Annotated in this window: 22 protein-coding genes; 3 read left to right on the top strand and 19 right to left on the bottom strand. The window is 39.0% G+C overall.

The window, feature by feature from the left end; translation table 11 throughout:
* The 13 genes from ACY2RU_RS05410 to ACY2RU_RS05350 form a co-directional block, all read right to left on the bottom strand.
* Positions 1-1,218, bottom strand: a complete 1,218-nt coding sequence (locus tag ACY2RU_RS05410; RefSeq protein WP_490137387.1) for an aminotransferase class V-fold PLP-dependent enzyme — start codon at positions 1,216-1,218, stop codon at positions 1-3.
* A 26-nt stretch (positions 1,219-1,244) separates the two neighbouring features.
* Positions 1,245-2,558, bottom strand: a complete 1,314-nt coding sequence (gene sufD, locus ACY2RU_RS05405) for a Fe-S cluster assembly protein SufD (RefSeq protein ID WP_490137386.1) — start codon at positions 2,556-2,558, stop codon at positions 1,245-1,247.
* 41 nt (positions 2,559-2,599) lie between these two features.
* A complete protein-coding gene (sufC, locus tag ACY2RU_RS05400) occupies positions 2,600-3,352 on the bottom strand; it encodes a Fe-S cluster assembly ATPase SufC (protein WP_490137385.1) in 753 nt (250 codons plus the stop codon).
* Between the two features lies 1 nt (position 3,353).
* Complete coding sequence (locus ACY2RU_RS05395) at positions 3,354-3,785, bottom strand: hypothetical protein (protein WP_490137384.1); 432 nt, start codon at positions 3,783-3,785, stop codon at positions 3,354-3,356.
* A 29-nt stretch (positions 3,786-3,814) separates the two neighbouring features.
* Positions 3,815-5,263 (bottom strand): Fe-S cluster assembly protein SufB, encoded by a 1,449-nt coding sequence (gene sufB, locus ACY2RU_RS05390; protein ID WP_490137383.1) that lies wholly within the window; start codon positions 5,261-5,263, stop codon positions 3,815-3,817.
* Between the two features lie 61 nt (positions 5,264-5,324).
* Complete coding sequence (locus tag ACY2RU_RS05385) at positions 5,325-5,654, bottom strand: HesB/IscA family protein (RefSeq protein WP_490137382.1); 330 nt, start codon at positions 5,652-5,654, stop codon at positions 5,325-5,327.
* Positions 5,655-5,813: 159 nt separating this feature from the next.
* Entirely contained in the window at positions 5,814-6,893 is a 1,080-nt protein-coding gene (locus ACY2RU_RS05380; protein ID WP_490137381.1) for a cytochrome-c peroxidase, read from the bottom strand.
* 15 nt (positions 6,894-6,908) lie between these two features.
* On the bottom strand, positions 6,909-7,694 hold the full coding sequence (locus ACY2RU_RS05375) for an MbnP family protein (RefSeq protein WP_490137380.1): 786 nt from the start codon (positions 7,692-7,694) through the stop codon (positions 6,909-6,911).
* 20 nt (positions 7,695-7,714) lie between these two features.
* Positions 7,715-9,130 carry a hypothetical protein gene (locus ACY2RU_RS05370; protein WP_490137379.1) on the bottom strand — a complete coding sequence of 472 codons (1,416 nt, stop codon included), beginning with the start codon at positions 9,128-9,130 and terminating at the stop codon, positions 7,715-7,717.
* Positions 9,131-9,141: 11 nt separating this feature from the next.
* Positions 9,142-10,569: a choice-of-anchor B family protein gene (locus ACY2RU_RS05365; protein WP_490137378.1), complete on the bottom strand. Its 1,428-nt coding sequence runs from the start codon at positions 10,567-10,569 to the stop codon at positions 9,142-9,144.
* Positions 10,570-10,698: 129 nt separating this feature from the next.
* A complete protein-coding gene (locus ACY2RU_RS05360; RefSeq protein WP_490137377.1) occupies positions 10,699-12,117 on the bottom strand; it encodes a choice-of-anchor B family protein in 1,419 nt (472 codons plus the stop codon).
* Between the two features lie 217 nt (positions 12,118-12,334).
* Entirely contained in the window at positions 12,335-14,239 is a 1,905-nt protein-coding gene (locus tag ACY2RU_RS05355; RefSeq protein ID WP_490137376.1) for a choice-of-anchor B family protein, read from the bottom strand.
* A gap of 169 nt (positions 14,240-14,408) precedes the next feature.
* Positions 14,409-15,692, bottom strand: a complete 1,284-nt coding sequence (locus ACY2RU_RS05350) for a choice-of-anchor B family protein (protein WP_490137375.1) — start codon at positions 15,690-15,692, stop codon at positions 14,409-14,411.
* 175 nt (positions 15,693-15,867) lie between these two features.
* On the opposite strand from ACY2RU_RS05350, the gene thiL reads away from it, so the two are divergent.
* Positions 15,868-16,917: a thiamine-phosphate kinase gene (gene thiL / locus ACY2RU_RS05345; protein WP_490137374.1), complete on the top strand. Its 1,050-nt coding sequence runs from the start codon at positions 15,868-15,870 to the stop codon at positions 16,915-16,917.
* 4 nt (positions 16,918-16,921) lie between these two features.
* Here the strand turns inward: thiL and ACY2RU_RS05340 are convergent, their stop codons facing one another.
* The 3 genes from ACY2RU_RS05340 to ACY2RU_RS05330 all read right to left on the bottom strand — a co-directional run bounded on the left by ACY2RU_RS05340 (position 16,922) and on the right by ACY2RU_RS05330 (position 18,226).
* Complete coding sequence (locus ACY2RU_RS05340) at positions 16,922-17,125, bottom strand: hypothetical protein (RefSeq protein WP_490137373.1); 204 nt, start codon at positions 17,123-17,125, stop codon at positions 16,922-16,924.
* Between the two features lie 4 nt (positions 17,126-17,129).
* A complete protein-coding gene (locus ACY2RU_RS05335; protein ID WP_490137372.1) occupies positions 17,130-17,390 on the bottom strand; it encodes a DUF1660 family phage protein in 261 nt (86 codons plus the stop codon).
* 65 nt (positions 17,391-17,455) lie between these two features.
* Positions 17,456-18,226, bottom strand: coding sequence for an alpha/beta fold hydrolase (locus tag ACY2RU_RS05330; protein WP_490137371.1), 771 nt, complete (start codon positions 18,224-18,226; stop codon positions 17,456-17,458).
* Positions 18,227-18,297: 71 nt separating this feature from the next.
* Between ACY2RU_RS05330 and brnQ the strand changes: the two genes are divergently transcribed.
* Positions 18,298-19,596 carry a branched-chain amino acid transport system II carrier protein gene (gene brnQ / locus ACY2RU_RS05325; protein WP_490137370.1) on the top strand — a complete coding sequence of 433 codons (1,299 nt, stop codon included), beginning with the start codon at positions 18,298-18,300 and terminating at the stop codon, positions 19,594-19,596.
* Between the two features lie 101 nt (positions 19,597-19,697).
* Here brnQ and ACY2RU_RS05320 read toward each other — a convergent pair whose 3' ends face one another.
* Entirely contained in the window at positions 19,698-20,990 is a 1,293-nt protein-coding gene (locus tag ACY2RU_RS05320; protein WP_490137369.1) for an aminopeptidase P family protein, read from the bottom strand.
* Between the two features lie 72 nt (positions 20,991-21,062).
* Positions 21,063-21,644: a Crp/Fnr family transcriptional regulator gene (locus ACY2RU_RS05315; protein ID WP_490137368.1), complete on the bottom strand. Its 582-nt coding sequence runs from the start codon at positions 21,642-21,644 to the stop codon at positions 21,063-21,065.
* Positions 21,645-21,755: 111 nt separating this feature from the next.
* Between ACY2RU_RS05315 and ACY2RU_RS05310 the strand changes: the two genes are divergently transcribed.
* Complete coding sequence (locus ACY2RU_RS05310) at positions 21,756-24,602, top strand: WD40/YVTN/BNR-like repeat-containing protein (RefSeq protein ID WP_490137367.1); 2,847 nt, start codon at positions 21,756-21,758, stop codon at positions 24,600-24,602.
* A 34-nt stretch (positions 24,603-24,636) separates the two neighbouring features.
* On the opposite strand, the gene ACY2RU_RS05305 is transcribed toward ACY2RU_RS05310, so the two are convergent.
* Positions 24,637-25,134 (bottom strand): hypothetical protein, encoded by a 498-nt coding sequence (locus ACY2RU_RS05305; RefSeq protein WP_490137366.1) that lies wholly within the window; start codon positions 25,132-25,134, stop codon positions 24,637-24,639.
* Positions 25,135-25,158 lie beyond the last annotated feature (24 nt).

The following is a 25,158-nucleotide window of genomic DNA, read 5'->3' as shown; positions in this document are numbered from 1 at the left end:
TTAAGTGAGCATTTGTTGTGCCTTTTTGACGGCAGCGACAAGGCTATCGACTTCGGCCATGGTATTGTAAAAAGCGAACGATGCCCGCACCGTTCCTGGTATTTTAAAATAATCCATAATAGGCTGTGCACAATGATGTCCGGTTCGCACGGCTATACCTAGTTTATCAACAATGGTGCCTATATCGTATGGATGAATATCACCTACGTTAAAAGAAATAACCGAGGTCTTCTCCTTTCCTGTTCCGTAGATCTTGAGACCGTCAATGGTCAACAACTGTTCGGTTGCGTATGTTAAAAGCTTTGTTTCATAGGCTTCAATAGCTTCAAATCCAATTGAGTTAAGATAATCAATTGCTGCGCCAAAAGCAATTCCTCCTGCAATATTAGGCGTTCCTGCTTCAAATTTATGCGGCATTCCGGCGTAGGTAGTTTTTTCAAAAGTAACCTGATCGATCATCTCGCCGCCACCTTGATACGGAGGGAGTTTTTCACCCCAGACTTCATTGATATAAAGCATTCCAATTCCGGTTGGACCACACATTTTATGCGCTGAGGTCACGTAGAAATCGGCTCCCAATGCTTGTAAATCGGGTTTGATATGCGAGCAGGATTGTGCTCCGTCAATTAAGACAGCGGCCTTAACTTTTTTTGCTTCGGAAATGATCTCGGCAATGGGATTGATAGTTCCAAGGGCGTTTGATACATGATTAACAAATACAAGTTTTGTTTTTTCTGAAAGCAATTTTTTGTAAGCAACCATGTCTAGTTCACCATGTTGATTCATAGGAATGACCAACAGCTTGGCTCCTGTGCGCTCGCAAAGCATTTGCCATGGAACTATATTTGAATGGTGTTCTAATGCCGAAACAATGATCTCATCTCCTGGAGTTAGCAAAGAGGTAAAGCCACTTGCAACGAGATTAATTCCGTGTGTGGTTCCCGAAGTAAAAATAACTTCGTGAGATTTTTCAATATTGAAATGCGTTTGGATCGTTTTTCTAGCTGCTTCGTAAGCATCAGTAGCTTCTTGGGACAAGGTATGTACGCCGCGATGAATATTTGCATTATAGTTGCTGTAATAGTCAACGATACAATCAATCACCTGTTGCGGTTTTTGTGATGTAGCTGCATTGTCAAGATATACTAAAGGATATCCATTCACTTGGCGTTTTAAGATGGGAAAATCGGCTCTTATTTTTTGAACGTCCAAAGGCATAATTTATTGAAATGCTAGGCGATTGCCTATAGGTTAAACCCTAAACTAACTCCAAGTTTATTGGCGATCAATTTATTAATGCGGGTTTTGATCTCGGGTACTTTTACACTTTCCAATACGTTGTTTGCAAAAGCATACATCAATAAAGCGCGGGCTTCATTTTTTGCAATTCCGCGTGAGCGCAAGTAAAATAAAGCATCTTCATTTAATTGCCCAATAGTACAACCGTGAGAACATTTTACGTCATCAGCAAAGATCTCTAATTGTGGTTTTGCGTTAATGGTTGCTTTATCGTCGATCAAAATGTTGTTATTCTGTTGGAAAGCATCAATTTTTTGAGCTTCCTTTTCAACCACGATCTTTCCATTGAACACACCTGTTGAGCTATCGGCAAAGATCCCTTTGTAGTCTTGGTGGCTCTCACAGTTTGGTGCGATATGATGCACCAGTGTGTTGTGATCTACGTGCTGCTTATCTTTTAAGATAGTGATTCCTTTTAAGGTTGAATCACAATGTTCGCCGTTCTGGAAGAAGTTTAAGTTATTCCGAATTAGCTTTCCGCCAAAAGCAAAAGTGTGAACGCTGGCATTACTCTCTCGCTCTTGTGCAATATAGGTGTTGTCTATCAGGGATGCTTCAGAAGCATCATTTTGAATTTTATAATAGTCGACCATCGCTCTTTTTTCAGCAAAGATCTCAGTAACACTATTGGTGAATACTGCATTTTGCGACAAGCTTTGATGGCGCTCAATAATTTGTACATGTGCGTTTTCCCCAACAATAATGAGGTTTCTCGGCTGTAAAAATGTAGCAGCTTCGTTTCCGGTGGCAAAATTGATGATCTCAATGGGTTTTTCAACTTCCTTGTGCTTCGGAATACGAATATAAGCGCCTTCTTTCGCAAAAGCGGTATTGAGCGAGGTTAGACTGTCTTGTTTTACGGCTTTGTTAAAATACGCTTCGATAACAGGCTTGTATTTTGGCTTGCTTAAGGCAGAAGACAGTAAACAAACATCTAGGCCGTCATGAGAAGTTTCAGAAAGAAATGAGCTATAAACACCATCAATAAATACAATTTTGTAAGTGTCGATATCGTGTAAGAAGTACTTCTTAACGTTTTTAAATTCTATGTTATTTTCGCGTTTCGGAAAAATGCTATAGTCCTGTTTTAACAAGGAATTTAGCGACGTATATTTCCAGGCTTCATCCTTTTTTGTAGGAAAACCGATAGTTTCAAAGGTCTTTATTGCTTCATTACGAAGGTCATGCAAAGGTGAATCATCTTCAAGATGATCTTCAAAAGCAATATAAGAGGAAAGTAATTTATCTTTTAAGCTCATACTTCAAATTCAAAATTCAAAATTCAGTTTTATATCTTGAATTATTTTACCAATTCTTCCTTGATCCAGTCGTATCCTTTTGCTTCCAGATCGTAAGCGAGTTCTTTGGTACCCGATTTTACAATTTTTCCATCGATCAAAACATGTACAAAATCTGGAACGATATAATCTAACAGACGTTGGTAGTGAGTAATGACTACAACTGCATTGTCTTTGGTTCTTAACTTGTTTACACCATTAGCAACCACCTTTAGGGCATCAATGTCTAAGCCTGAATCGGTTTCATCTAAGATGGCTAGTTTAGGTTCTAGCATAGCGAGTTGGAAGATCTCATTTCGTTTTTTCTCACCCCCTGAAAATCCTTCATTAAGGGAGCGAGATAAGAATTTTCGGTCGATTTCTAAAAGATCTGCTTTTGCTTTGATCTTTTTTAGCATTTCAGCGGCTGGCATATCTGCAAGACCTTTTGCTTTACGGGTTTCATTAATTGCTGTTTTAATAAAATTGGTCACAGAAACGCCTGGGATCTCAACAGGATATTGAAACGACAAGAAAATCCCTTTATGAGCGCGCTCTTCAGGGTCAAGGTCTTCAATATCTTCTCCTTCAAATAAGATCTCTCCTTTTGTGATCTCAAATTCTTCTTTTCCAGCAATTACCGAAGAAAGTGTACTCTTTCCAGAACCGTTAGGCCCCATGATAGCGTGTACTTCACCTGCTTTTACCTCAAGGTTAATTCCTTTTAGAATGTCTTTGTCCGATACACCGGCATGTAAATCAATTATTTTTAGCATGTTATTGTTTTTCTTGAATTTTAACGTCTGCTTCAGAAGGCTCTGATGCTACGTAAACGATTTCTTTAATTGTAATTTTTTCATCCCAGCCTTCGGAGCCTGCTTCTTTTTTAGTAACCACACCTTTCACAGCAACTTTTACCATGTCAAATTCGTCTCTTTTTACTGGCTTTACACGTTCGGCTAATTCCATGGCTAGGGTGTCTAAGACTACTCCGTAGATATAGTCAGATCCTTTTAAAACAGCAGCATCTCCAACGTAAACAAACTCACCGCGAATAATAGGCATCGTGGCTCCTGCAGCGGCCATATTTGGATTAACCATTTTGGCAGGTCCGTATTTTTCAATATCCGTTTTGTCTGATTTTTCTTCGGTATTATTACAAGAAAAAATAATGAGAGAGAGGGTAAGGAGTAAGAAAAGCTTTTTCATTTTAAAAATAATTTATTTAAACATTCTAGTTATCCAACAGAGCCTTCAAGGCTTATTTCTAATAATTTTTGCGCTTCCACGGCAAATTCCATAGGAAGTTTATTCAGCACTTCTTTACTGAAACCATTTACAATAAGTGCGATGGCCTTTTCAGTGTTAATGCCACGTTGATTGCAATAAAAGATCTGGTCTTCACCAATCTTACTCGTTGTAGCTTCATGCTCGATCTGTGCCGTCTTATTTTTTACTTCAATATATGGGAATGTATGTGCCCCACATTTGTTTCCCATCAACAGCGAATCACATTGAGAAAAATTACGAGCGTTATCTGCATTCGGACTTATTTTTACAAGGCCACGGTAACTATTTTGTGATCTTCCTGCTGAAATACCTTTCGAGATAATGGTGCTTCGGGTGTTTTTACCCAAATGAATCATTTTTGTACCGGTATCTGCTTGTTGATAGTTGTTAGTAACTGCGATAGAATAAAATTCACCTACTGCGTTATCACCCTTTAAAATACAGCTAGGGTATTTCCAAGTAACAGCGCTTCCTGTTTCCACTTGCGTCCAGGAGATCTTTGCGTTCTTTTCGCAAATCCCACGTTTGGTCACAAAGTTAAAAACACCGCCTTTACCCTCTTTATTTCCAGGATACCAATTTTGTACGGTTGAATATTTTATTTCAGCATCATCTAAGGCGATAAGTTCAACAACGGCTGCATGCAACTGATTTTCATCTCTGCTTGGTGCTGTACAGCCTTCTAGGTAACTTACATAACTCCCTTCGTCTGCAATGACAAGTGTGCGTTCAAACTGCCCTGTACCTGCTTGATTAATTCTAAAATAGGTTGAAAGCTCCATAGGGCAACGAACGCCTTTTGGGATGTAACAAAAGGAACCATCACTAAAAACTGCGCTGTTTAAGGCAGCATAGAAATTATCTTTTTGTGGTACAACACTTCCAATATATTTTTGAACTAATTCTGAGTGTTCTTTGATCGCTTCGGAAATAGAACAGAAAATAATACCTTTTTCGGCTAAAGTCTTTTTAAACGTAGTTGCTACCGAAACGGAATCCATTACGATATCAACGGCTACCCCAGCTAATTTTTTTTGTTCATCTAACGAAATACCTAGACGCTTAAAAGTATCTAGAAGTTCTGGATCAACTTCGTCAAGGCTATCGTATTTTGGTTTTTTGTTTGGCGCCGAATAGTACGAAATGTTTTGAAAGTTTGGCTTTTCATAGGTTACATTAGCCCATTCAGGCTCTTCCATCTTTTGCCAAGCTCTAAAAGCTTCGATACGCCAATCGGTCATCCAAGACGGTTCTTCTTTCTTTTTAGAAATAGCACGAACAATGTCTTCGTTCAGTCCCACCGGAAAGGTGTCTGAATCTATATCGGTATAGAAACCATATTCGTATTCTTTGGTTTCTAATTCTTTTTTTAAATCGTCTTCAGTATATTTTGACATACTATTTGTTCAAAAATTTTATTATCTATTCGATCGTGAGATTTAGAGGGAGCAATGCGTTTTATAGCGAAAAACTCTCACCACATCCACATGTTCTATTGGCATTCGGATTATTAAATACAAATCCTTTACCATTTAGGCCTCCACTGTATTCTAAGGTGGTTCCTACGAGATATAAAAAACTCTTTTTATCAATGGCAATTTTAACTGCCTGATCTTCGAATAATTTATCGTTGTCACCAAGAGCACTATCGAATTTTAATTCATACGATAGACCTGAGCACCCTCCACTTTTCACTCCTACACGCACATAGTCATTGGCAATGTTAAAGCCTTCTTCAGACATCAACTGCGCAATTTTTATTTTCGCGGTTTCACTTACTTGAATCATAACGTAGATTAATTCTAAATTAGACTGCAAATATACGGTATTTGCTAGTTTAAACCATGCCTCTAAAATAATTTATAGGCATGCCACAATAGTTTTCTGTGATGGTAGTAAGGGTTTCATTTCTTCCGAAGAAAGAAAGAATAAAGAAACAGGAGTTCCTTAGTTTTCGGGTAGAAAATCAGGGTTGTTTATAAAGGAGGGGTCTGAAAGACTCAATAAAAAAGCTTTAAGATCTGCTTTGTCTTGAGCTGAAAGTCCGACGCCGCCATCGGCAACCTTTTTCATTAGTGGATCAATAGTTTCTGAATAGACCAAACCTTCGCTATAGTGGTCTATGACTTCGTCAAGCGTTTCAAATCGGCCATCATGCATGTAAGGAGCCGTATAGGCTAAATTCCGAAGCGATCCAGACTTAAATAGTCCGAAGTCGCGAGGATCACCAGTAAAGCCTCCAAGGCCTCGATCGGTGATGGTTTCATCTAAACCATTATTGTGGAAAGTATTGTCTACCCATAGTGGATTGTTTGGATTTCCATGACAGTGAAAACAGTCACCACGACCTTCATCCATAAAAATAGCAAGGCCGTTTTCTTCGGAAGGAGTTAAGGTTGCTTCTCCCATTAGATATTGGTCGAATTTAGAGTTTGCTGAAATCAAGGTACGAACAAATTGCGCTATCGCTTTTGTTGTGAGTTCTTTAGAAATGGTTTGTGTTCCGAAAGCACGTTCAAATAATTCTGGATAAAGTGCATCCTCTTGTAATTCGGAAACAGCATTAGCCCAAGTATTGTGCATTTCAATAGGGTCGGTTACAGGTTGTAGCGCTTGGTCTTCTAATGAACTTGCGCGACCATCCCAGAAAAATTTTTCATTGTAATTGAAGGCCAAATTAAATAATGGCATCGAATTTCGGGTTCCTGAGATACCATCAATACCTACGCTAAATTGGCGCGGATCTGTAAAAGCATTTTGCGGACTATGGCAGCCTGCACAGGCCAAGGTGTTGTCTGCCGAAAGGATAGGATCATAAAATAATTTTTTCCCCAAGGCTACACCTTCAACGGTTTGCGGATTATCTTCTGGTATTACAGGAGGAAGAATACGGTCTAGAAAGACCTGCGGCACTTCAATAGGTGCTGGTGTAGGCGTATACCCGGTTGCGTTGTCGTCCAAATCATCCGAACATGAAATCATTGAAAAACAAAGCAACACAGATATACTTATTAAGCCTAACTTCATTGTAATTCTTGTTTTTTAGTTTTCAACCGTAACGGCACCCTTAGAAAAAACGGTTTGTCCGTTTGCATTCATCATAATTTGTGCTTCATAATTAGGCATCAATACTTGATAAAGTTCATTTAAGTTCCAAAGGTTGGGGTTTTTAAACCATTCCGATGCATTCATTTTTACCTCAATAGTTGTTCCTTGCTCAATAGTGATCTGTCCAAGATCAACTGGAATGGAAGTATCGGTAGTCACTAATGGATCTGTGCCAGGTTGTGCTGCACGAATGTTGTGGAATTGAAAAGCGGTTATTTCTGAAGCTTCATTGGTATAGAAACCTTCCATACGCATAAAGTGATAACCACCACCTAACATAGCAGGCACGCTCCATGATCCATCTGAACTATTAAGATCTAGATAAATACCATCTGTGTTATCTTCATCGTCAAAACCATAGGTAAGTGAAACATCGTAAGTACCTTCTGGGATTTCAATATTTGGTGTAAATGTAAGTCCGGTGCCATTTCTAACATCAATTAAATTATAATCTCCGGCGTCATAAACAGTTCCGTCTGCTGCTGTAAATGTAATGTCAGAAATTAAATAAACTAGCTTTGATAAGGTAAGTACTTCTCCATGTTCGTTAGTATATACAGTAGATTCGAAATCGGAATTAGTGATCTCTGTGCCATCCCAATTTTGAGTGAATTGAAATGCTACAGAAACATCTTCTGCTTGAGGTGTTCCCGATTCATCGTCGCTTTTACACGACACAATAGCTAACGCCATTGCTACCAAAAAGGTGATTTTTTTCATTATAATAATTAGATTTAGGGTTATTTGAATTTGATAAATAAAAAGTCTTTGATTCCACGATTTAGAGGGATATCACCATTGTTATTGCTTTCGGTATTTCCAACCATATAGATCTTACCGTCACTGGCTTGTAAGGCCTCATTTCCGAAGTCCAAAAGGTTTCCGCCCACGGTATTTTGAGAAACAAGCGCTCCACTTGCATCAATGATCATAGCCCAAACATCATTTTGGCCTTTATTGACGGTAACATCTATATCATTACTTCGCGTAGATCCACCCAACAAAAAGCCGCCGGTGCTCAAAGGAACAACGCTTCGGGCAGAATCAAATTGTGTTCCACCATAACTATGTTGCCAGATAAGATCTCCAGAATCGTTAAATTTTACTACCCAAACATCAGCATTGCCAATGGGGCTTGTTACATCTTTATCTGAACTTCGTGAATCACCAACCATTATGTAATTTCCATCTGGGGTTTTGCTTAGGGCATATCCCAGATCAATTTCAGAGCCACCAAAAGATTTGGTCCAAATTTTTGTTCCATCGGCAGTTAGGCGCACGGCCCACATGTCATAGCTTCCTTTGTCATCGATAATATCGAAATCGTTACTTTCAGACTGACCAACCATAAGGAAACCACCATCATTAGTTTGAAGCGCACCATAGCTTCTGTCGTTGTTGCTTCCACCAAAATAACGTCTCCATTGCTTGTTACCAGTAGCATCCAGTTTAATTCCCCAAAATTCACCTACGCCGTGTTGGCCAGCTCTTGAAGAATCGTCATTTCCGTTATTACCTGTCGCATCATTTCCGTCACCACCACTAGCAGAAACGTCAAAAAAGCCTGTTACAAAATAACCGCCGTCTGATGTTTGGAATGCTTCAAAAGCTTGATCACTTCCGGAGAAGCCAAAATTTTTGTTCCACTGTAAATTTCCTTCAGCATCTAATTTTAAAATCCAGTAGTCGTGAAAACCGTTGTTACCTGAAACATCTCCATCACTACTTCTACTGTGGCCAGCAACGATATAACCACCGTCACTTGTTTTATTGATTTTTGATGCTTTGTCGTCTTCAGTACCACCATAGGTTTTGCTCCAGATCTTTTCGCCAGTTGGCGAAACCTTTAGCAACCAAAAATCGGAGTCGTCACCGGTGCGTCCTGTGAGGTCGCCATCTGTACTACGGGTGCTTCCCAGAATGACAAAGTTTCCATCATTTGTTTGTAAGAATCCGGTAGCATCATCTTCACCACTTCCGCCGTAGGTCTTTACAAAATCGAGTTCTGCAAGGAGTCCGGTAGGTGGGATTATTATCTGGTCGTCATCGGTTGGTACGTCATCTGAGGCTGGGTCATCTTTTCCGCAGGAGAAAACAAGAGCAACGCAAGAAAGTACTAGTAGGTGTTTTACTATTCTTTTGTTAATGTGTAACATAGGGTATTGGGTTAATTTACGATCAATCTTTTAACAGTATTGTCGTTAATCTTTACTAAATAAAGGCCAGCATTTAAACTTTCAATGTTTAGTTTTTCTGAAATGCTATCGGCGAAGTTAAAATCTAACACACGTTGTCCTAGAACGTTATAAAACGCAACACTCCTAATAGGATCGGATGTTGACATGATGGTTACATTGTCTTTTGTTGGGTTTGGATAAAGACCAAAGTCACCTAAGGTAATATCATTAATCCCTAAAATTTCTTCACTTTTAACCAACAGGAAACCTTGACTTTGATCTGAAATAATAATATTTCCGCTAGCAAAGTAAGGATAAACATTCCAGGCGCCATTGTTCGTATTTACGGCATCACTAGGTGGATGCGAGTCAAAATATCCAACTTCAGTCATGGTTTGACCGTCAATATCACTAATATCGAATACGCGCATTCCGGCTCTGTAGCTGGCCATATAATAATAATTGCCATTTACATAACCATTATGGTCTGATGAAGGGTTATTTCCCGAGTGTTCGAAATGTAATTGTGGGTTGTCTAGGTCTGTAAAATCAAATATGATGGTCCGTGTAGGAAATCCAAAACCGATCTCATCAGTTTCATCACCAACAATAAAATACTTTTGATCATTGGTAAACCATCCTTGGTGAGTATAGCCAACGTTTGAATACGAAATAGTTGCAATTTCGTCTGGGTTGTTTTTGTCTGTAATATCTACAATTACTAATTCATCGGTATTACTTCCTATAAGAATTTCTGCTCCTGTCCAATCACTGTCGGGACCGTTATAAGTAACAACTTGCGCATCGTGGGTATAGTTTCCTTGTGAGTATCCGCCTGCTGCAACGGGATTGGTTGGGTCTTGAATATTTACGAAGTGCGGACCACCGCTATACGTTTGTGTTCCTACACCATAAGCATATCCGCTATCTTCATTGATCACTATGTTGTGAGCACTTCCGAAGCCATTATAGTGAGCGTCTTCAGTAAAATCTTCAGGAGGATTTGTTACTGTTCGCAGTCGAGTTAGATCAAAAACCTGCATTCCGTGATTGTTAATTTCACTTACAATAAATGCATGATTTTGGTAAACTTTAATATCTCTCCAAATTTGTCCGCCATCCAACATACCATTATGTGTTTCCAGTTTGCCCATAAGTACAGGGTTGATAGGATCTGAGATATCTACGAAAGCAGTACCGTTGTTCACGCCAATAAGTGCATATTCTATACCAGTATCAGGATCTGTCCAACCCCAAGAATCGTTACAAAAACTTGCGTCTAAGTCGTTGAGGTCTAATTGCGATTGTAAGTCGAATTTATCACATGGGAATCCAGCCGCAGAGCCACTATTACAAGGTGATTGTGCGAAGGTTGTTGCTGTAAACACCAGCATTAATACTGGTAAGAATTTTTTCATTTTTTTCTTTTTTTGGATTAGCAGGGATAAAGTTAACGTTATAATGCTACACTACAACGGGCTCCTTCATAAAATAGTGTTAAGTACGCTGTAAAATCAGTCGAGAACTTGTTGTAATAATTACATTTTTTATTTCTTAATTACCTTTTTAACAAGGGTATTATTGATCTTGACAAAGTAGATTCCGGTTGAAAAACTATTTATATCAATTACTTGAGTTGTTAGGTTGGTATTTTCTTCGGAAAAGAGCACTTTTCCAGCAACATCTACTATTTCAGTTGAGTTGATGATGGTGTTGGTTGAAGAAATTGTTAGCTTATCGGTTGCGGGATTTGGGTAAGCGGAAATTTCCGAAGAAGAAAAATCTTGAACACCTAAGATATCTGTTGATTTTACAACAAAAAATCCTTCGCTGCGGTCGTTTATAGTAACAACTCCACTTGGAAAATACGGATAAACATTCCAAACACCGTTATAACTTGCATTGTTGTCTGCAACATAGGTGTCAAAATAAGCCACTTGATTCATATTGCTATTTGCGATATCACTAATGTCAATTACACGAAGACCGGCCGCATAATTTGCCAGATAGTAATAATTGCCAAGTACATAGCCATTGTGATCAATGGCGGTAGTTTCTCCAAAAAATTCAAAATCTTCAATAGGATTGTCTAGATCGGCAAGATCAAAAACAACAGTACGTGTATTAAAACCTACATCGCCCTCGTCAAATTCATCTCCAAGTAAAAAGAAGCGGTGATCTTCAGTAAACCAGCCTTGGTGGGTGTAGCCCACGTTCTGATATCCAATAGTGGCAATTCCTTGCGGATTTGCTTTGTCTGTTACATCAACGATGGCAACCGCTTGATCATTACCAGTGCTGCTTACTAAAATCTCTCTTCCTTGATATTGCGTGTCTGGGCCATTATAGATTATAACCTGAGCGTCATGACTATAGCCATCGGCACCATAACCACCAGCGGCAACAGGATTTAAAGGGTCTTGAATGTTTACGAAATGAATTCCTCCGTTATATGTATTGGTTCCCACGCCATATGCAAATCCGGTTTCTTCGTTGATCACGATGTTGTGAGCGTTACTAAAACCACTATAATGAGCATCTTCTGAAAATGTTACTGGTGGGTTTGGAACATTTCTCAATTTTTTTAAATCGAAAATCTGAATTCCATGACCACTTGCTTCACTTACAATAAAAGCGTAGTCATTATAGGTTTTAACGTCTCTCCATGTTGTTGAAGAAGTATGTGTGGGCAACTTACCTAAATAAATAGGGTTTATAGGATCTGTGATGTCAACGAATGCTGTTCCGTCCTCAAGTCCAACTAAAGCATATTCGTCTCCGTTGTCAGGATCTACCCATCCCCATGAGTCATTAGCTCCTGAAGTATTAAAAGTAGATAGTGGAATATGAGAGAAAAGGTCAAATCCATCACAAGGATACCCTCCAGCAGTTCCATTTTCACAGGGTGTTTGTGCGAAGGAAACCGAAAAAGATAAGATGGCGAAAAGCGGGAATAGTTTTTTCATGGGGTGTTTTTAAAATGAAATTTCAACAGCATTACAATAGTACGGAAAATAGTGATAAAAAACGCTGCTTTTGCCTATAAATAAGGGATTTATACAAATTTTCGATTAATTTTAAACCCTAGTAAATTACTAGAATATTGTTTAAAATTTAGTAAAAACAAAAAAAGGGATGTCTTGTAAAACATCCCTTTTTTTTATTGATTTAAGTTGGTCTTGTTTACTTTTTCAAAACCTTAAGTACTGCTGCGTCATTTACATTGACGAAGTAAATTCCTTGTGAGAAAGCAGAAAGATCTATGGTCATTTCTTCAAAAGAGATGTTTTCTTGAGAAATAAGCGTTTTTCCTGAAATATCAACTACATCAATACTTGTAATGGGTAGACTTGTAGAAACAAGATTCAGTATGTTATTTGTTGGATTCGGAAATACAGTTAGGCCTCTTTCAAAAGCTAGATCTGCTGTTGATAGTACTTCAACAACTTCAAGTTCAAAAGTACAAGAGGCAGTGTTGCCATAATCGTCTTCTGTGTCTAGAGTAACAGTATATGTTCCTATTGTAAGTTGAGTTCCTACTACAGGATCTTGGTTCACGGTAAAACTTGTGGTACAATTATCAGTTAAAACAGGGTCAAAGGTTTCCATTGTGTAAAAAGAAGAGCCACTGTCATAAGCTTTCATCGAGTTTGCAGGGCAATCCATTTGTGGGCCTAGTTCGTCAAGCACGGTAACCACGGCGGTACAATAATCTTTATTTCCGAAGTCATCATAAACTTCAAGTTCAACATTATTTGTACCTAGATCATCACATGTAAAAGTGTCTTTGCATAAAATAAAATATACAGTCCCACTATCATCCGTTGAGCCATTATCAAGTTCAGAGGCTGAGATGGTGGCTTCTCCGTTCACATCTAGGGATACTGTAAGATCCATACAGTTTGCTACAGGAGGTGTAAGGTCTATTGTTGATGCTTTTACAAGTAAGAAACCTCGGTTAATATCGCTGATGACAATATTTCCACTAGCAAAATATGGATAAACGCTCCATGCACCACTAAAGTTAGCACTGTTACTACCTGGATAAGTGTCAAAATATCCTTCTTGACTTACAGAACCTGCCTCAATATTAGTTAGGTCATATACTCGTAATCCAGCACGATAGTTGGCCATATAGTATTTTGTTCCACGCGTGTAACCATTGTGGTCAATAGCTGCAGTTTCACCTTCATGTTCGAAATGAAATTGTGGATTGTCAAGATCTTCGAAATCGAAGAAAATGGTTCTAGTGTTAAAACCGACACCTTGCTCATCTAATTCATCTCCAAGTATAAAGTAGCGTTGGTCTTCAGTAAACCATCCTTGGTGTGTATATTCTACATTAGAATAGGCGATTGATGAAATATTAACTGGATTTCCTTTGTCTGTAATATCGACAATTACAACTTCATTTTCATTACTACCAATCATGATCTCACGGCCTGTGTAATCTTGATCTGGACCGCAATAAGTTACCATTTGGGCATCGTGGCTATACGCATCCGACGAATATCCGCCTGCTGCAATAGGGTTTAGAGGATCTTGAATATTGACAAAATGCGGTCCGCCGTTAAAAGTTTGCGTCCCAACAGCGTAAGCGTATCCTGTGTCTTCGTTGATTACTACGTTATGCGCACTTCCGAAGCCATCGTAATGAGCGTCTTCCGTAAAGGTTGCGGGTGGGGTTGGTACATTGCGCAGTCTTGTTAGGTCAAAAACCTGCATTCCGTGACCATTAGCCTCGCTCACAACAAAAGCGTGATTGTTATATACTTTTATATCTCTCCAGGTGCTACTTGACGTATGCGTTGGAAGTTTTCCTAGGTATACTGGGTTCGTAGGATTAGTAATGTCAATAAATGCAGTACCGTTGCTAAGACCAATAAGCGCGTATTCATCACCATTGGTAGGGTCAGTCCATCCCCAAGAGTCATTTCCTGCGTTAGCATTTAAAGTGTTGAGGTCGATAGCCGATTGAAGATCGTATCCATCACAAGAATAAGGTCCTGCAAATCCACCAACACATGGGGTTTGAGCTTGCATTGCTGTAAAGCAGGTAAATAAAAGGGGAAGTAATAGTTTTTTCATGGTGAGAATGATTGTATTAAACATAAGTGAGGTGATCCATACAACATGTATGAGCCTACAAAAAAAAGAAAATTATTTAAAGAAAATGCGATTTGACTGTTAAAAGTGTAAGCAAAGCAGGTAAAAACAATGTTTTGTTGAAAGAAATGGATTTTATCTCGAATAATAACTATCCTTTTTTCTTAACAATGAAAAGCCCATCGTTCATGTCACTAATTACAATATGACCACTAGCAAAAAACGGATATACACTCCATGCGCCACGGAAAGCTGCAATATTAATTTGTGCGTTAGTGTCAAAGAAGCCAACTTCGGTTAAGGTGTTGTTTTCAATATTAGCGAGGTCGATTACTCGCATACCGGCAGTGTAATTTGCCAAATAATAAAAGCCATTATTTACGTATCCGTTATGGTCAATCGCTGGTGTGGGTCCATAATAATCAAATTTAAATTCTGGATTATCTAGATCTGTAAGATCTAAAATCATAGTTCTTGAATTAAAGCCATAAGACGATTCGTCTAACTCATCGCCGAACAGGAAAAAACGTTGATCTTCGGTAAACCAGCCTTGATGAGTGTATGCTACTTGGTCATAACTAATACGAGAGAGTTGCTGAGTATTATTTTTATTGGTTATATCAACAATAACCACTTCGTTTTCATTACTTCCAATAAGAATTTCTTTGCCAAGGTGTTCTGAGTCTGGCCCAGTATAGGTTACAACTTGGGCATCGTGGCTATATGAGTCATAACTATAACCTCCCGCTGCAATCGGATTTAAAGGATCTTGAATATTCACAAAATGTGGTCCACCCATGTATGTTGTTGTGCCAACAGCGTATGCATAGCCCGTTTCCTCATTAATAACAAGGTTGTGAGCACTTCCAAAACCAGTATAGACGGCATCAGGGTTAAAACCAACACCTGTATCGGTGATTCCTCTCAATCGAGTAAGGTCAAAAATCTGCATTCCATGACCAGGTGCTTCACTTACAATAAATGCATGATTTTGGTATACTTTAACGTCGCGCCACGGACTAGCACCGGTTTCACTATCTACTTTTCCGACATAATGTATGGCTGTGGGATCGGTAATGTCAACAAAAGCGGTTCCGTTATCTAAGCCCATGATGGCATATTCTCGACCGGTGTCGGGATCGGTCCAGCCCCAACAATCATTTCCGGAATCAGCTCTAAAGGTATCTAGATCAATTCTTAGAACCAGATCATAATCATGACAAGGATAAAAATCATCTATATAGGCATTTTCACAAATACCTTCATACGGTCCATCATCGCGAGACGTATCGTTCGTGTCATCGGAATCTGGAAGGTCATCTGTAGGCGCCTCATCTGTTGGATCATCTGTCTGTTGGAATACAGACTTAGGATCATCGGCAATACATGACCAAAGAAGGGTTGTGCAGAGGATTAATAGAAAGGCTTTTTTCATAATTATTTGAATCCATTAAATATACCAAAATATTTGATGTTACTACATTTCATTTACTAGAATTGCTCTTTCGAACAAAAAATCATCCTTAAATAAAGTATAAATGCAATACTAGTTCATTAGATACATGTATTTTTGCATAGCTATTTTTATTGCAACCCATAAACACAAAACCATGTTTGAAAATAAAGCCGAAGGAGCAACCCCTATAAGCAGTTTAGGAGAATTTGGACTCATAGACCATCTTACAAAGCATGTTAAAATTGGGCAGCCTTCTACTCTTAAAGGGATTGGAGATGATGCAGCGGTAATTGCTTCCGAAGAAAATAAAGCGATAGTGATAACTACCGATATGTTGGTAGAAGGTGTTCACTTTGATCTTAGCTATATGCCTTTAAAACATTTGGGTTATAAAGCAGTTGTGGTGAATTTAAGCGATGTATATGCTATGAATGCCACAGCTACTCAAATTACGGTTTCAATAGCGGTTTCTAACCGTTTTCCAGTAGAAGCTATGGAAGAATTATACGCCGGAATTGTTACGGCTGCAAAGGTCTATGGTGTTGATGTGGTAGGCGGAGATACAACCTCAACTACTACCGGATTGGTCCTTAGTATTACGGCAATCGGGCAGGCGGAAAAAGAAGATATTGTTTACCGAAGCGGAGCAAAAGAGAATGATCTTTTGGTAGTTTCGGGAGATTTGGGTGCAGCCTATCTTGGGTTGCAAGTACTAGAACGTGAAAAGCAAGTGTTTCAGGTAGATCCAAACGCTCAACCCGATTTAGAGCCTTATGCATATCTAGTGGAAAGACAATTGAAGCCTGAGGCGCGCAAAGACATTATTGCCTTATTAGCCGAGTTGAAGGTAAAACCTACTGCTATGATCGATATTAGCGATGGCTTGTCTTCTGAAATTTTACATCTCTGCAAACAGTCTAAAGCTGGTTGTAATGTATATGAAGATAAAATTCCATTAGATCCGCAAGTAATTGCAACTTGCGAAGAATTTGAAATGGATAGTACCACGATCGCACTTAGCGGAGGGGAGGATTATGAGCTTTTATTTACAGTTCCTCAGGAAGATTTTCCGAAAATTAAGGCAAATCCGCATATGAGTATTATTGGCCATATGACCCAAGAACAGGAAGGGGTTCATTTAATCTCTAGAGCAAACACAAAAATTCCTTTGATCGCAAGGGGTTGGAATGCTATAGAAGAGTAAACCGCTATGAAGCAACACGCTGTTGCGCGAAATAATTCTGAAATAATTCGTTATTCTGCTTCCAGAATGCAGTTAATTTGACCATACGGCCATATCCGTCGGTAGTAAATCTTTGCTTGCAATGTGAGCATTCAAATTCTTTGATCTGCACATTTTGCGTTGAGACAGGGACAATAGTATGCCCTTTTCCTTTACATGATTTCTTCATGATACTAGGCTGTTAATCTGCGTTTCGATTTTTTCTGAAAGAATGCGGCAAGGCTTGAATTCTGCATTTTTGTTTTATGTGTAAGAGGCTCAATGGTACCAGTAAATGTGTCTGTTACCTCTTTCCCACAATGTGAACACTTGTATTCATTAATATGGTTGGTTACTTTCCTTGAAACTAAGTAGTTATGACCAAAAGTGTGGCAGATGATTCCAAAAAGCGTATGTGAGGATTTTTGAGGAGTATTCTGGGGAGAATTTTTCATAATGTTGGTTTTGGTTGGGATAAACATAACAAAAAATTCTTAATAAATACGATAAAGTGTAATTTTTATACGATAAAGTGTAAATATTTAACGATTTCATGCCAATTTTCTGCCAAAAGCATATGACCTCCAGTCATTATTTTAAGGTTTGTACGGGTTTTTTCTGAAAGCACTTCGATCGTATCGATAGGTATTAATGGGTCTTCTAAACCCGCAATGAGGTACTTATCTCTATTAAAGGAAGTTAGCACATGTGTTCTGTCTTTTCTATCGCGCATTCCTCGTAAAGCAGCTTGAATCCCTTTCTTCGGAAAAGTAATTGCCTCATTTTTTAACCTTTCTATTTCCGAAGCAGCTTGAAGACGTGTATTTTCTGTAAACAAATTGCCAATGGCCATACGTACGAAGGTTTCTTTATTTTGTTCAACGAGCCGTATTGCTCTATTACGATTTATAATACGCTCGGGAGAGTCTCCTTCCGAAGTACTATTCAGCAAGATTATTTTATGAACGAGAGATTCGTATTTATCGGCAATGGCCAAGGTTACATAGCCTCCCATAGAATGTCCGATAAAGGTCGCGCATTCTATATGATTCGATTCTAACACATGTGAAACCACATCTGCCATGAGTTCCATTGTATGTGTTTCGGCAATACAGCCACTTTGTGCATGTCCGGGTAGATCTAAGGTGATCACCGTATGCGTTTCAGAAAATAAAGGAACGAAAGCCTGCCACATGCTTGAACTTTCTAAAAAACCATGAACAAGTACTAAGGCTGGACCTTTGCCATGAAGCTCGTAATAAATTGGGGTATCATTGTAGTGCAGAATCATTTTTCTATCTTCGACAGCGGTTAAGATACAATAGTACTAATTAATCTTACAGGCTAACACCTCGAATATTCATGAGTTTTAATAAACAGACCTTTATTACGGCATTTGCGCTATTCTCGCTTTTTTTTGGCGCAGGAAATCTTATTTTACCTCCATTCCTAGGGTATAACGCTGGCGAAAGCTGGATCTGGGTAACCCTGGGTTTTGCACTTTCGGCAGTAGTGATTCCGATCATGGCAATTTATGCACATGCGCGTTTACAAGGCACAATTCTTGATTTTGCAAATAAGGTATCTCCCGTTTTTGCGATTGTTTTTGCCGTTCTTATTTACGCTATTGCCATAAGTTTACCTTCCCCACGTACCGCTTCGGTAACCTATGAAATGTCTATTGAACCTTATTTTGAGTTATCGTCGCTTTGGTTGAGTATCATCTATTTTGCCCTTGTGCTGGTATTCGCTTTAAACAGAACGCGGATCATGAGTTTGATAGGAAAGTTTCTAACCCCACTTATCATCATTATATTATTATGTATCATCGCAATAGGTCTCTTTACTGAGGTCGAACCCTTGCGAGCCTCTATTTTCGATAATGCATTTACAAGTGGAATTGTAGAGGGATATCAAACATTTGATGCCATAGGAGGTGTTGTAGTAGGGGCGGTTATTGTGGTTTCCTTGGCTTTACAAGGAACCCTCGATTACGAACAGAAGAAGATCATGATTGCCCGCTCTGGCCTGATGGCAGGATTCGGATTGTTGTTAATTTATGGCGGACTCATAGCCTTAGGAGCTTTCAATAGCGGAAGTCTAACAGTTGAGTCGAGAACAGAATTGCTTACTACACTTAGCACTAATACTTTAGGAAATATTGGCACTACATTTTTGGCTGTTCTTGTCGCTTTAGCCTGCTTCACAACAGCTGTTGGGATCGTTACTGGGACATCAGATTTTGTAAAAAAATTAGCTGGAAATTCTCAGAAGGCATATAACCTCACGGCGATTATAGGTAGTGTCTTAGGGGTGGCTATTGGCCAGTTTAACGTAGGATATATCATTGATGTGGCGCTACCGGTGCTTATGTTTATTTATCCACTTACCATTGTATTGATCTTGTTAAATGTAGTTTCCCAAAAATATGCTTCGCGTTTAGTATTCAAGGGAGTTGTGATAATTACCTTGCTGTTTAGTATTCCAGATTTTTTACAATTCTTTGTTCCCGAAGGTGCGCTGGAAGGTGTAAGAAGCTTTATACCATTAGCAGCTGAAGGCATGGGTTGGGTCTTACCAGCATTGATCGTTTTTATAGCGACTAATTTATTTGCCAAGTCATTTCAAGGAAGGAACGATCGAAAAATCTCATCTGAGTAAACAAGACTTGTCCACTTTTTGAATAAGCTGATTATGTGACCGCTCCTATGGTCACCATGACACTGAGGTTATTTTAACGTAAAGGCCGAACTAACGAATAATTAAGAATTCATCAGATCTTCGATCTCTTCAGCCTCTATAGGAATGTTGCGCATGAGGTTAAAAGGGTCTCCGTTTTCTTGAATAACAATATCGTCTTCCAGACGTATTCCGAAGCCTTCTTCGGGAATATAAATACCTGGCTCCACTGTGAAAACCATATTGGCTTGCATAGGCTCCCAAAGAATTCCGTAGTCATGAGTGTCTAATCCCATATGGTGCGAAGTTCCGTGCATAAAGTATTTTTTATAGGCTGGCCATTCAGGATCTTCATTTTGAACATCGGCTTTATCAAGTAGGCCTAAGCCTAGCAATTCTGAAGTCATTAATTTACCAACTTCTACGTGATATTCTTTCCAAAGGGTTCCAGGAACCAACATTTTGGTCGCGTCGTTTTTAACACGATTTACAGCGTCATACACTTGGCGTTGTCGTTTGGTGAATTTTCCGCTTACAGGAATGGTACGTGACATGTCACTACTATAATTAGCATATTCAGCACCCACATCCATCAAGATAAGATCGCCAGCTTGACATTGTTGGTTGTTTTCAATATAGTGAAGTACATTGGCGTTGTTTCCGCTGGCAACAATAGGTGTATACGCAAATTTCTTAGAACGGTTTCGTAAGAATTCGTGCATATATTCAGCTTCAATATCGAATTCCCAAACACCTGGTTTTACAAAGCCAAGTACGCGACGGAAGCCCTTTTCAGTAATATCACAAGCAGTTTGAATAAGGTCTAATTCAATAGGATCTTTTACCGAACGCAACCGTTGTAAAATTGGATTACTCTTAGCCCAATTATGTGCTGGAAATTTAGCTTTGGTGGTTTTTATAAAACGATCTTCACGTGTTTCAGTTTCTACGTTAGCACGATAATGTTCATTTGTATTAAAGTAAACCGTGTCACACTGCGTCATGATCTCGTAAAAGACCTTGTCGAAATCTTTCAGCCAAATAACCGTTTTGATGCCACTTACCTCAAGGGCACGCTCTTTGGTTAATTTTTCACCTTCCCAAACGGCGATATGCTCGTTGGTTTCCTTTAAAAAGAGGATCTCTTTATGATCTGGGTTAGGAGCGTCTGGAAATAAAACCAAGATGCTTTCCTCTTGATCAACACCACTTAGGTACAAAATATCACGCGCCTGCTCAAAAGGCATGGTGCTATCTGCTCCAATAGGATAGATATCATTACTATTAAAAACAGCAAGACTTTTAGGCTTCATCTTCGCCATAAAGTTTTTACGATTTTTGATGTATAGGGCGCTGTCAATTTGGTGATATTTCATTTGAAAAGTGATTTAAATTAAAGTGACTCAAAAATAACGAATCATTTTTGTCCAATAACCAGCCAAATGGCGCTAAATTATGTTTTTTCGAATTCTACTCATGTGGCGAGAAGATATTCCTAGAAAGGAGGCTAGGTAATGTAAAGGTACTTCTTGCAGCAATGCTGGTTCATTTGCAAGTAGCTTTCGGTAGCGATCCTCTGGTGTTTTAGTAAGTAAATCGATGCGATAGTCATCTATTAAAAATATCTGCTGCTCGATCAAATTATGATAGAAGCTGTAGAACGTGCTATTTTCCTTAAGCAAAAGACTAAATTGTTTTTGATCGATCACCCAAAGGGAGCAATCGCTTAAAGCGCGAATGTTTTTTCGGGAAGGAATCTGATTTTTAAAACTATTCAAAGCCGTGGTCACAGAGTTTTTTAAGCCGAGATATGTTGTTTTTTCTTCTTCGGAAATGGTTAAATAGTGTTGAAGAATCCCTGTTTCAATAAAGCAGAAATATTGACAAACAGCACCTTCTTGCACCAATAATTCGTTTTTTGATAATTTCAAAAGGGTGAATTGTTTGGCGATCTCTACAATATCAAGTCTTGGCGCGTCTTGAGCAAAACGAGCGATATAATCTACCAAAATATCAGGTGTAGTATTCATGGTATAAAGGTACGTAGTCCCTGCGAGAGTAGAAAAAGAATAGGTCCTTGTGAAAGGCTATTGTACGAGCCCAACATTTTCAGTAATTTGTACAATCTTTAAAAGCCAATTATGAAAACAGTCTATCTTTCCTTTTTAACGTTATTTCTCTCCTTCTATACTTTTGCGCAACAACCGGCTACTTCTGCAGCTGATGTAGCGAAAGCACTTCAGCAAAAGGAACAACTCACAAATAATTCTTTAGTAAAGAATATTCCCTTTAAAAACATTGGGCCAACCATTATGAGTGGCCGCGTGGTTGATCTTGCAGTTAACCCTAATAACCCAATTGAATTCTACGTAGGTTACGCCAGCGGAGGTGTGTGGCATACCAAAAACAACGGAACGACCTTTACTCCAATTCTTGATTCGAGTCCGACACAAAACGTGGGGAGTCTCGCAGTAGACTGGAAAAACAACATCATTTGGGTAGGAACAGGCGAAGTGAACGCCTCACGATCAAGCTATGCTGGCATTGGGTTATTGCAATCAACCGATAATGGCAAGAGTTGGAAGGTAATGGGACTTCAAGACTCCCATCATATTAGTAAGATCATTATTAATCCGAATAACTCAAAAGAATTAGTAGTTAGTGCTGTGGGGCATTTGTATTCTCCCAATACCGAGCGCGGAGTTTATAAAACTACCGATGGTGGAATCACTTGGAAGAAGACCTTATTTGTGAGCGATACTTCAGGAATTATTGAAATGGATGCAGATCCAAACAATTTTAATTTGATGTATGCTTCGTCATGGGAAAAGGATCGTAAAGCGTGGAATTTCCGCGGAAGTGGTGCTGGAAGTGCGATCTATAAAAGTACAGATGGCGGAAGTACTTGGACAAATGTTTCGGGTGCTGGCAGCGGTTTTCCAACAGGTGAAGGAGCGGGTCGTATTGGACTCGCCGTTTTTGATGCCAATACAGTGTATGCTGTTCATGATAATCAATTCCGAAGAGAAGATAGCGAAAGTTCAAAAAAAGGTGACGGTTTAAGCAAAGACGAGTTTAAAAGTATGTCGGTTGCCCAATTTTTAGCGCTGGACGATTCAAAACTAAACACCTATTTACGCAACAATGGTTTTCAGGAAAAATACAAAGCAGCTAACGTAAAAAATATGGTGCGTGGTGGTACTGTGCAGCCCGTTGATCTGGCAAAATATCTTGAAGATGCCAATTCTATGTTATTTGATACGCCTGTGATCGGCGCTGAGGTATACAAAAGTACCGATGGCGGTAAAACGTGGAAGAAAACACATGAAGGTTATCTCGATGGAATTTATTACAGTTATGGGTATTACTTCGGAAAAGTACATGTAGATCCTTCTAATAAAGACGGCATCTATATTTACGGCGTTCCTATTTTAAAGTCGAAAGACGGCGGAAAGACCTTTACATCGATCAGTGCAGACAATGTACATGCCGATCACCATGCACTTTGGATCAACCCTAAAATGCCTGGTCATCTTATAAATGGTAATGATGGCGGTGTGAATATTAGTTATGATGATGGTGAAAGCTGGATCAAAAACAATGCGCCTTCTGTAGGTCAGTTTTATGCCATTAATGTGGATAACGAGGAGCCTTATAATGTATACGGCGGACTCCAAGATAACGGTGTTTGGAAAGGTGCTCATACCTATGAAGCCAATCCTGGTTGGATGCAAAATGGTGAGTATCCGTATAAGTTTATTATGGGTGGTGATGGCATGCAGATTCAAATTGACAATCGGAATAGCGATATTGTTTACACCGGATTTCAATTTGGAAATTATTTCAGACTCAATTTAAAAACTGATGAGCAAACCTATATTCAACCAAAACATGAATTGGGTGATGCGCCTTATCGATTCAATTGGCAAACGCCTATTTTGTTAAGTTCTTATAATCAGGATATTTTATATTTAGGTGGAAATAAATTGATGCGTTCTATGAATCAGGGGACAGATTGGCAAGCGATATCAGGGGATCTTACCAATGGTGGAAAACCAGGGAATGTTGCCTACGGAACCTTAACAACCATTTCTGAATCGCCCTTTCAGTTTGGGTTGATCTATACAGGTAGTGATGATGGCTTAGTTTATGTTTCAAGGAGCGGTGGAGAAAATTGGGTCAATATTTCGCAAGGATTGCCAAAAGATCTGTGGGTAAGTAGAGTGATTGCTTCCTCTCATAAAAAAGAGCGTGTTTATGCAACGCTCAATGGGTATCGTTGGGATGATTTCAAGTCGTATATATATAGGAGTGATAACTATGGTGCCACTTGGACCGCCATTACCAATAATTTACCAGCATCGCCAGTAAATGTAATTAAGGAAGATCCTGTGAATGAAGATTTACTGTATTTAGGAACCGATAACGGCGCGTATCTTTCTTTAGATCGGGGGCAAACTTGGGAGCCGTTTTCAGGAGGGTTGCCAAACGTAGCGGTTCATGATATGGTGATTCAAGAAAGGGATAAGGATCTACTGATAGGAACCCATGGTCGTTCTATTTATGTAGCCGATATTTCATTACTTCAGAAGTTGACAAAAAACAGTATGAAGGACTTGATTGTAGCTGAAATACCATCATTGCGTGTGTCAAGACGCTGGGGAAGCAAAGGGTTTAATCAGTATGGCGAATATTTTGAGCCTTCAGTAGCGCTTCAAGTATTTGCGCCCGTGGGCGGAAAAGGCGAAATTTCTATCCTAACAGAAGATGGAAGCACGTTAAAATCTTGGGAAGTGGAAATGTTGAAGGGAGTTAATGTGATAAAGTACGATGCGAGTGTTTCAGAAAAAGGAGTGAAAGCCTTAAAAAAGAAAGACATTAATGTTTCCGAAGCTGCAAATGGCAGTACATACCTTCCGAAGGGAATTTATACGGTGAGTGTAAAATTGGGTGGAAAAGAAACAACCACACCTCTTGAATTGAAATAATAGCCCCATGAAATAATCATAGGGCTAGTTGTATTTAATATTTATAGCATAACTGCTGTGAATGAAGCCAAACACCACAAATTGGAGCTTCGCACTCAGAAGGTCCCATTTTCTGGCAACCGTATTTCGGACATAAAGCATTAGGATCAGCACCATAGTAACAGTATACTGTGAATTCATCGGCTTTGATTTTACTGAAGTCAATATAGGAGTAAGTTTCATTGTCGAAATCCTCCTTTTCTATCTTCAATAATTGCATAGTTTTGGCATTATCTTTAGTGCCGAAAACGATATAATAGTAGCCAACAGAGTCAGAATACTGCGCATCTATACTCGATATTTCATCAAAAAAACGCACAAAGTTTTTTGCTAATTTGGCATTGAGATTATTGTCATCTATGGTCTTCATAAATTCCATTTCATATCGATCTACAGAATGATCTGAAATGTATTCTGGAAACTTATCTTCGGAAGTGAACCCTGATACAATTACAGCAGCAATAAGTACGGACATTAAAATTAATTTTTTCATAATTTTTAAATTTTATGGTTTAAC

The organism is Ulvibacter sp. 2305UL32-6 (assembly GCF_058148545.1).
Note: the sequence above shows the minus strand (reverse complement) of the source record. Positions and strands in the feature narration are given on the sequence as shown.

Coding starts and splice junctions, on each gene's coding strand:
- ACY2RU_RS05355 (WP_490137376.1), bottom strand. CDS start 14,239: ATGAAAAAACTATTACTTCCCCTTTTATTTACCTGCTTTACAGCAATG.
- ACY2RU_RS05395 (WP_490137384.1), bottom strand. CDS start 3,785: ATGAAAAAGCTTTTCTTACTCCTTACCCTCTCTCTCATTATTTTTTCT.
- ACY2RU_RS05365 (WP_490137378.1), bottom strand. CDS start 10,569: ATGAAAAAATTCTTACCAGTATTAATGCTGGTGTTTACAGCAACAACC.
- ACY2RU_RS05350 (WP_490137375.1), bottom strand. CDS start 15,692: ATGAAAAAAGCCTTTCTATTAATCCTCTGCACAACCCTTCTTTGGTCA.
- ACY2RU_RS05380 (WP_490137381.1), bottom strand. CDS start 6,893: ATGAAGTTAGGCTTAATAAGTATATCTGTGTTGCTTTGTTTTTCAATG.
- ACY2RU_RS05315 (WP_490137368.1), bottom strand. CDS start 21,644: ATGAATACTACACCTGATATTTTGGTAGATTATATCGCTCGTTTTGCT.
- ACY2RU_RS05385 (WP_490137382.1), bottom strand. CDS start 5,654: ATGATTCAAGTAAGTGAAACCGCGAAAATAAAAATTGCGCAGTTGATG.
- sufC (WP_490137385.1), bottom strand. CDS start 3,352: ATGCTAAAAATAATTGATTTACATGCCGGTGTATCGGACAAAGACATT.
- ACY2RU_RS05375 (WP_490137380.1), bottom strand. CDS start 7,694: ATGAAAAAAATCACCTTTTTGGTAGCAATGGCGTTAGCTATTGTGTCG.
- ACY2RU_RS05320 (WP_490137369.1), bottom strand. CDS start 20,990: ATGAAATATCACCAAATTGACAGCGCCCTATACATCAAAAATCGTAAA.
- ACY2RU_RS05335 (WP_490137372.1), bottom strand. CDS start 17,390: ATGAAAAATTCTCCCCAGAATACTCCTCAAAAATCCTCACATACGCTT.
- ACY2RU_RS05410 (WP_490137387.1), bottom strand. CDS start 1,218: ATGCCTTTGGACGTTCAAAAAATAAGAGCCGATTTTCCCATCTTAAAA.
- sufB (WP_490137383.1), bottom strand. CDS start 5,263: ATGTCAAAATATACTGAAGACGATTTAAAAAAAGAATTAGAAACCAAA.
- thiL (WP_490137374.1), top strand. CDS start 15,868: ATGTTTGAAAATAAAGCCGAAGGAGCAACCCCTATAAGCAGTTTAGGA.
- ACY2RU_RS05360 (WP_490137377.1), bottom strand. CDS start 12,117: ATGAAAAAACTATTCCCGCTTTTCGCCATCTTATCTTTTTCGGTTTCC.
- sufD (WP_490137386.1), bottom strand. CDS start 2,558: ATGAGCTTAAAAGATAAATTACTTTCCTCTTATATTGCTTTTGAAGAT.
- ACY2RU_RS05370 (WP_490137379.1), bottom strand. CDS start 9,130: ATGTTACACATTAACAAAAGAATAGTAAAACACCTACTAGTACTTTCT.
- ACY2RU_RS05310 (WP_490137367.1), top strand. CDS start 21,756: ATGAAAACAGTCTATCTTTCCTTTTTAACGTTATTTCTCTCCTTCTAT.
- brnQ (WP_490137370.1), top strand. CDS start 18,298: ATGAGTTTTAATAAACAGACCTTTATTACGGCATTTGCGCTATTCTCG.
- ACY2RU_RS05305 (WP_490137366.1), bottom strand. CDS start 25,134: ATGAAAAAATTAATTTTAATGTCCGTACTTATTGCTGCTGTAATTGTA.
- ACY2RU_RS05340 (WP_490137373.1), bottom strand. CDS start 17,125: ATGAAGAAATCATGTAAAGGAAAAGGGCATACTATTGTCCCTGTCTCA.
- ACY2RU_RS05330 (WP_490137371.1), bottom strand. CDS start 18,226: ATGATTCTGCACTACAATGATACCCCAATTTATTACGAGCTTCATGGC.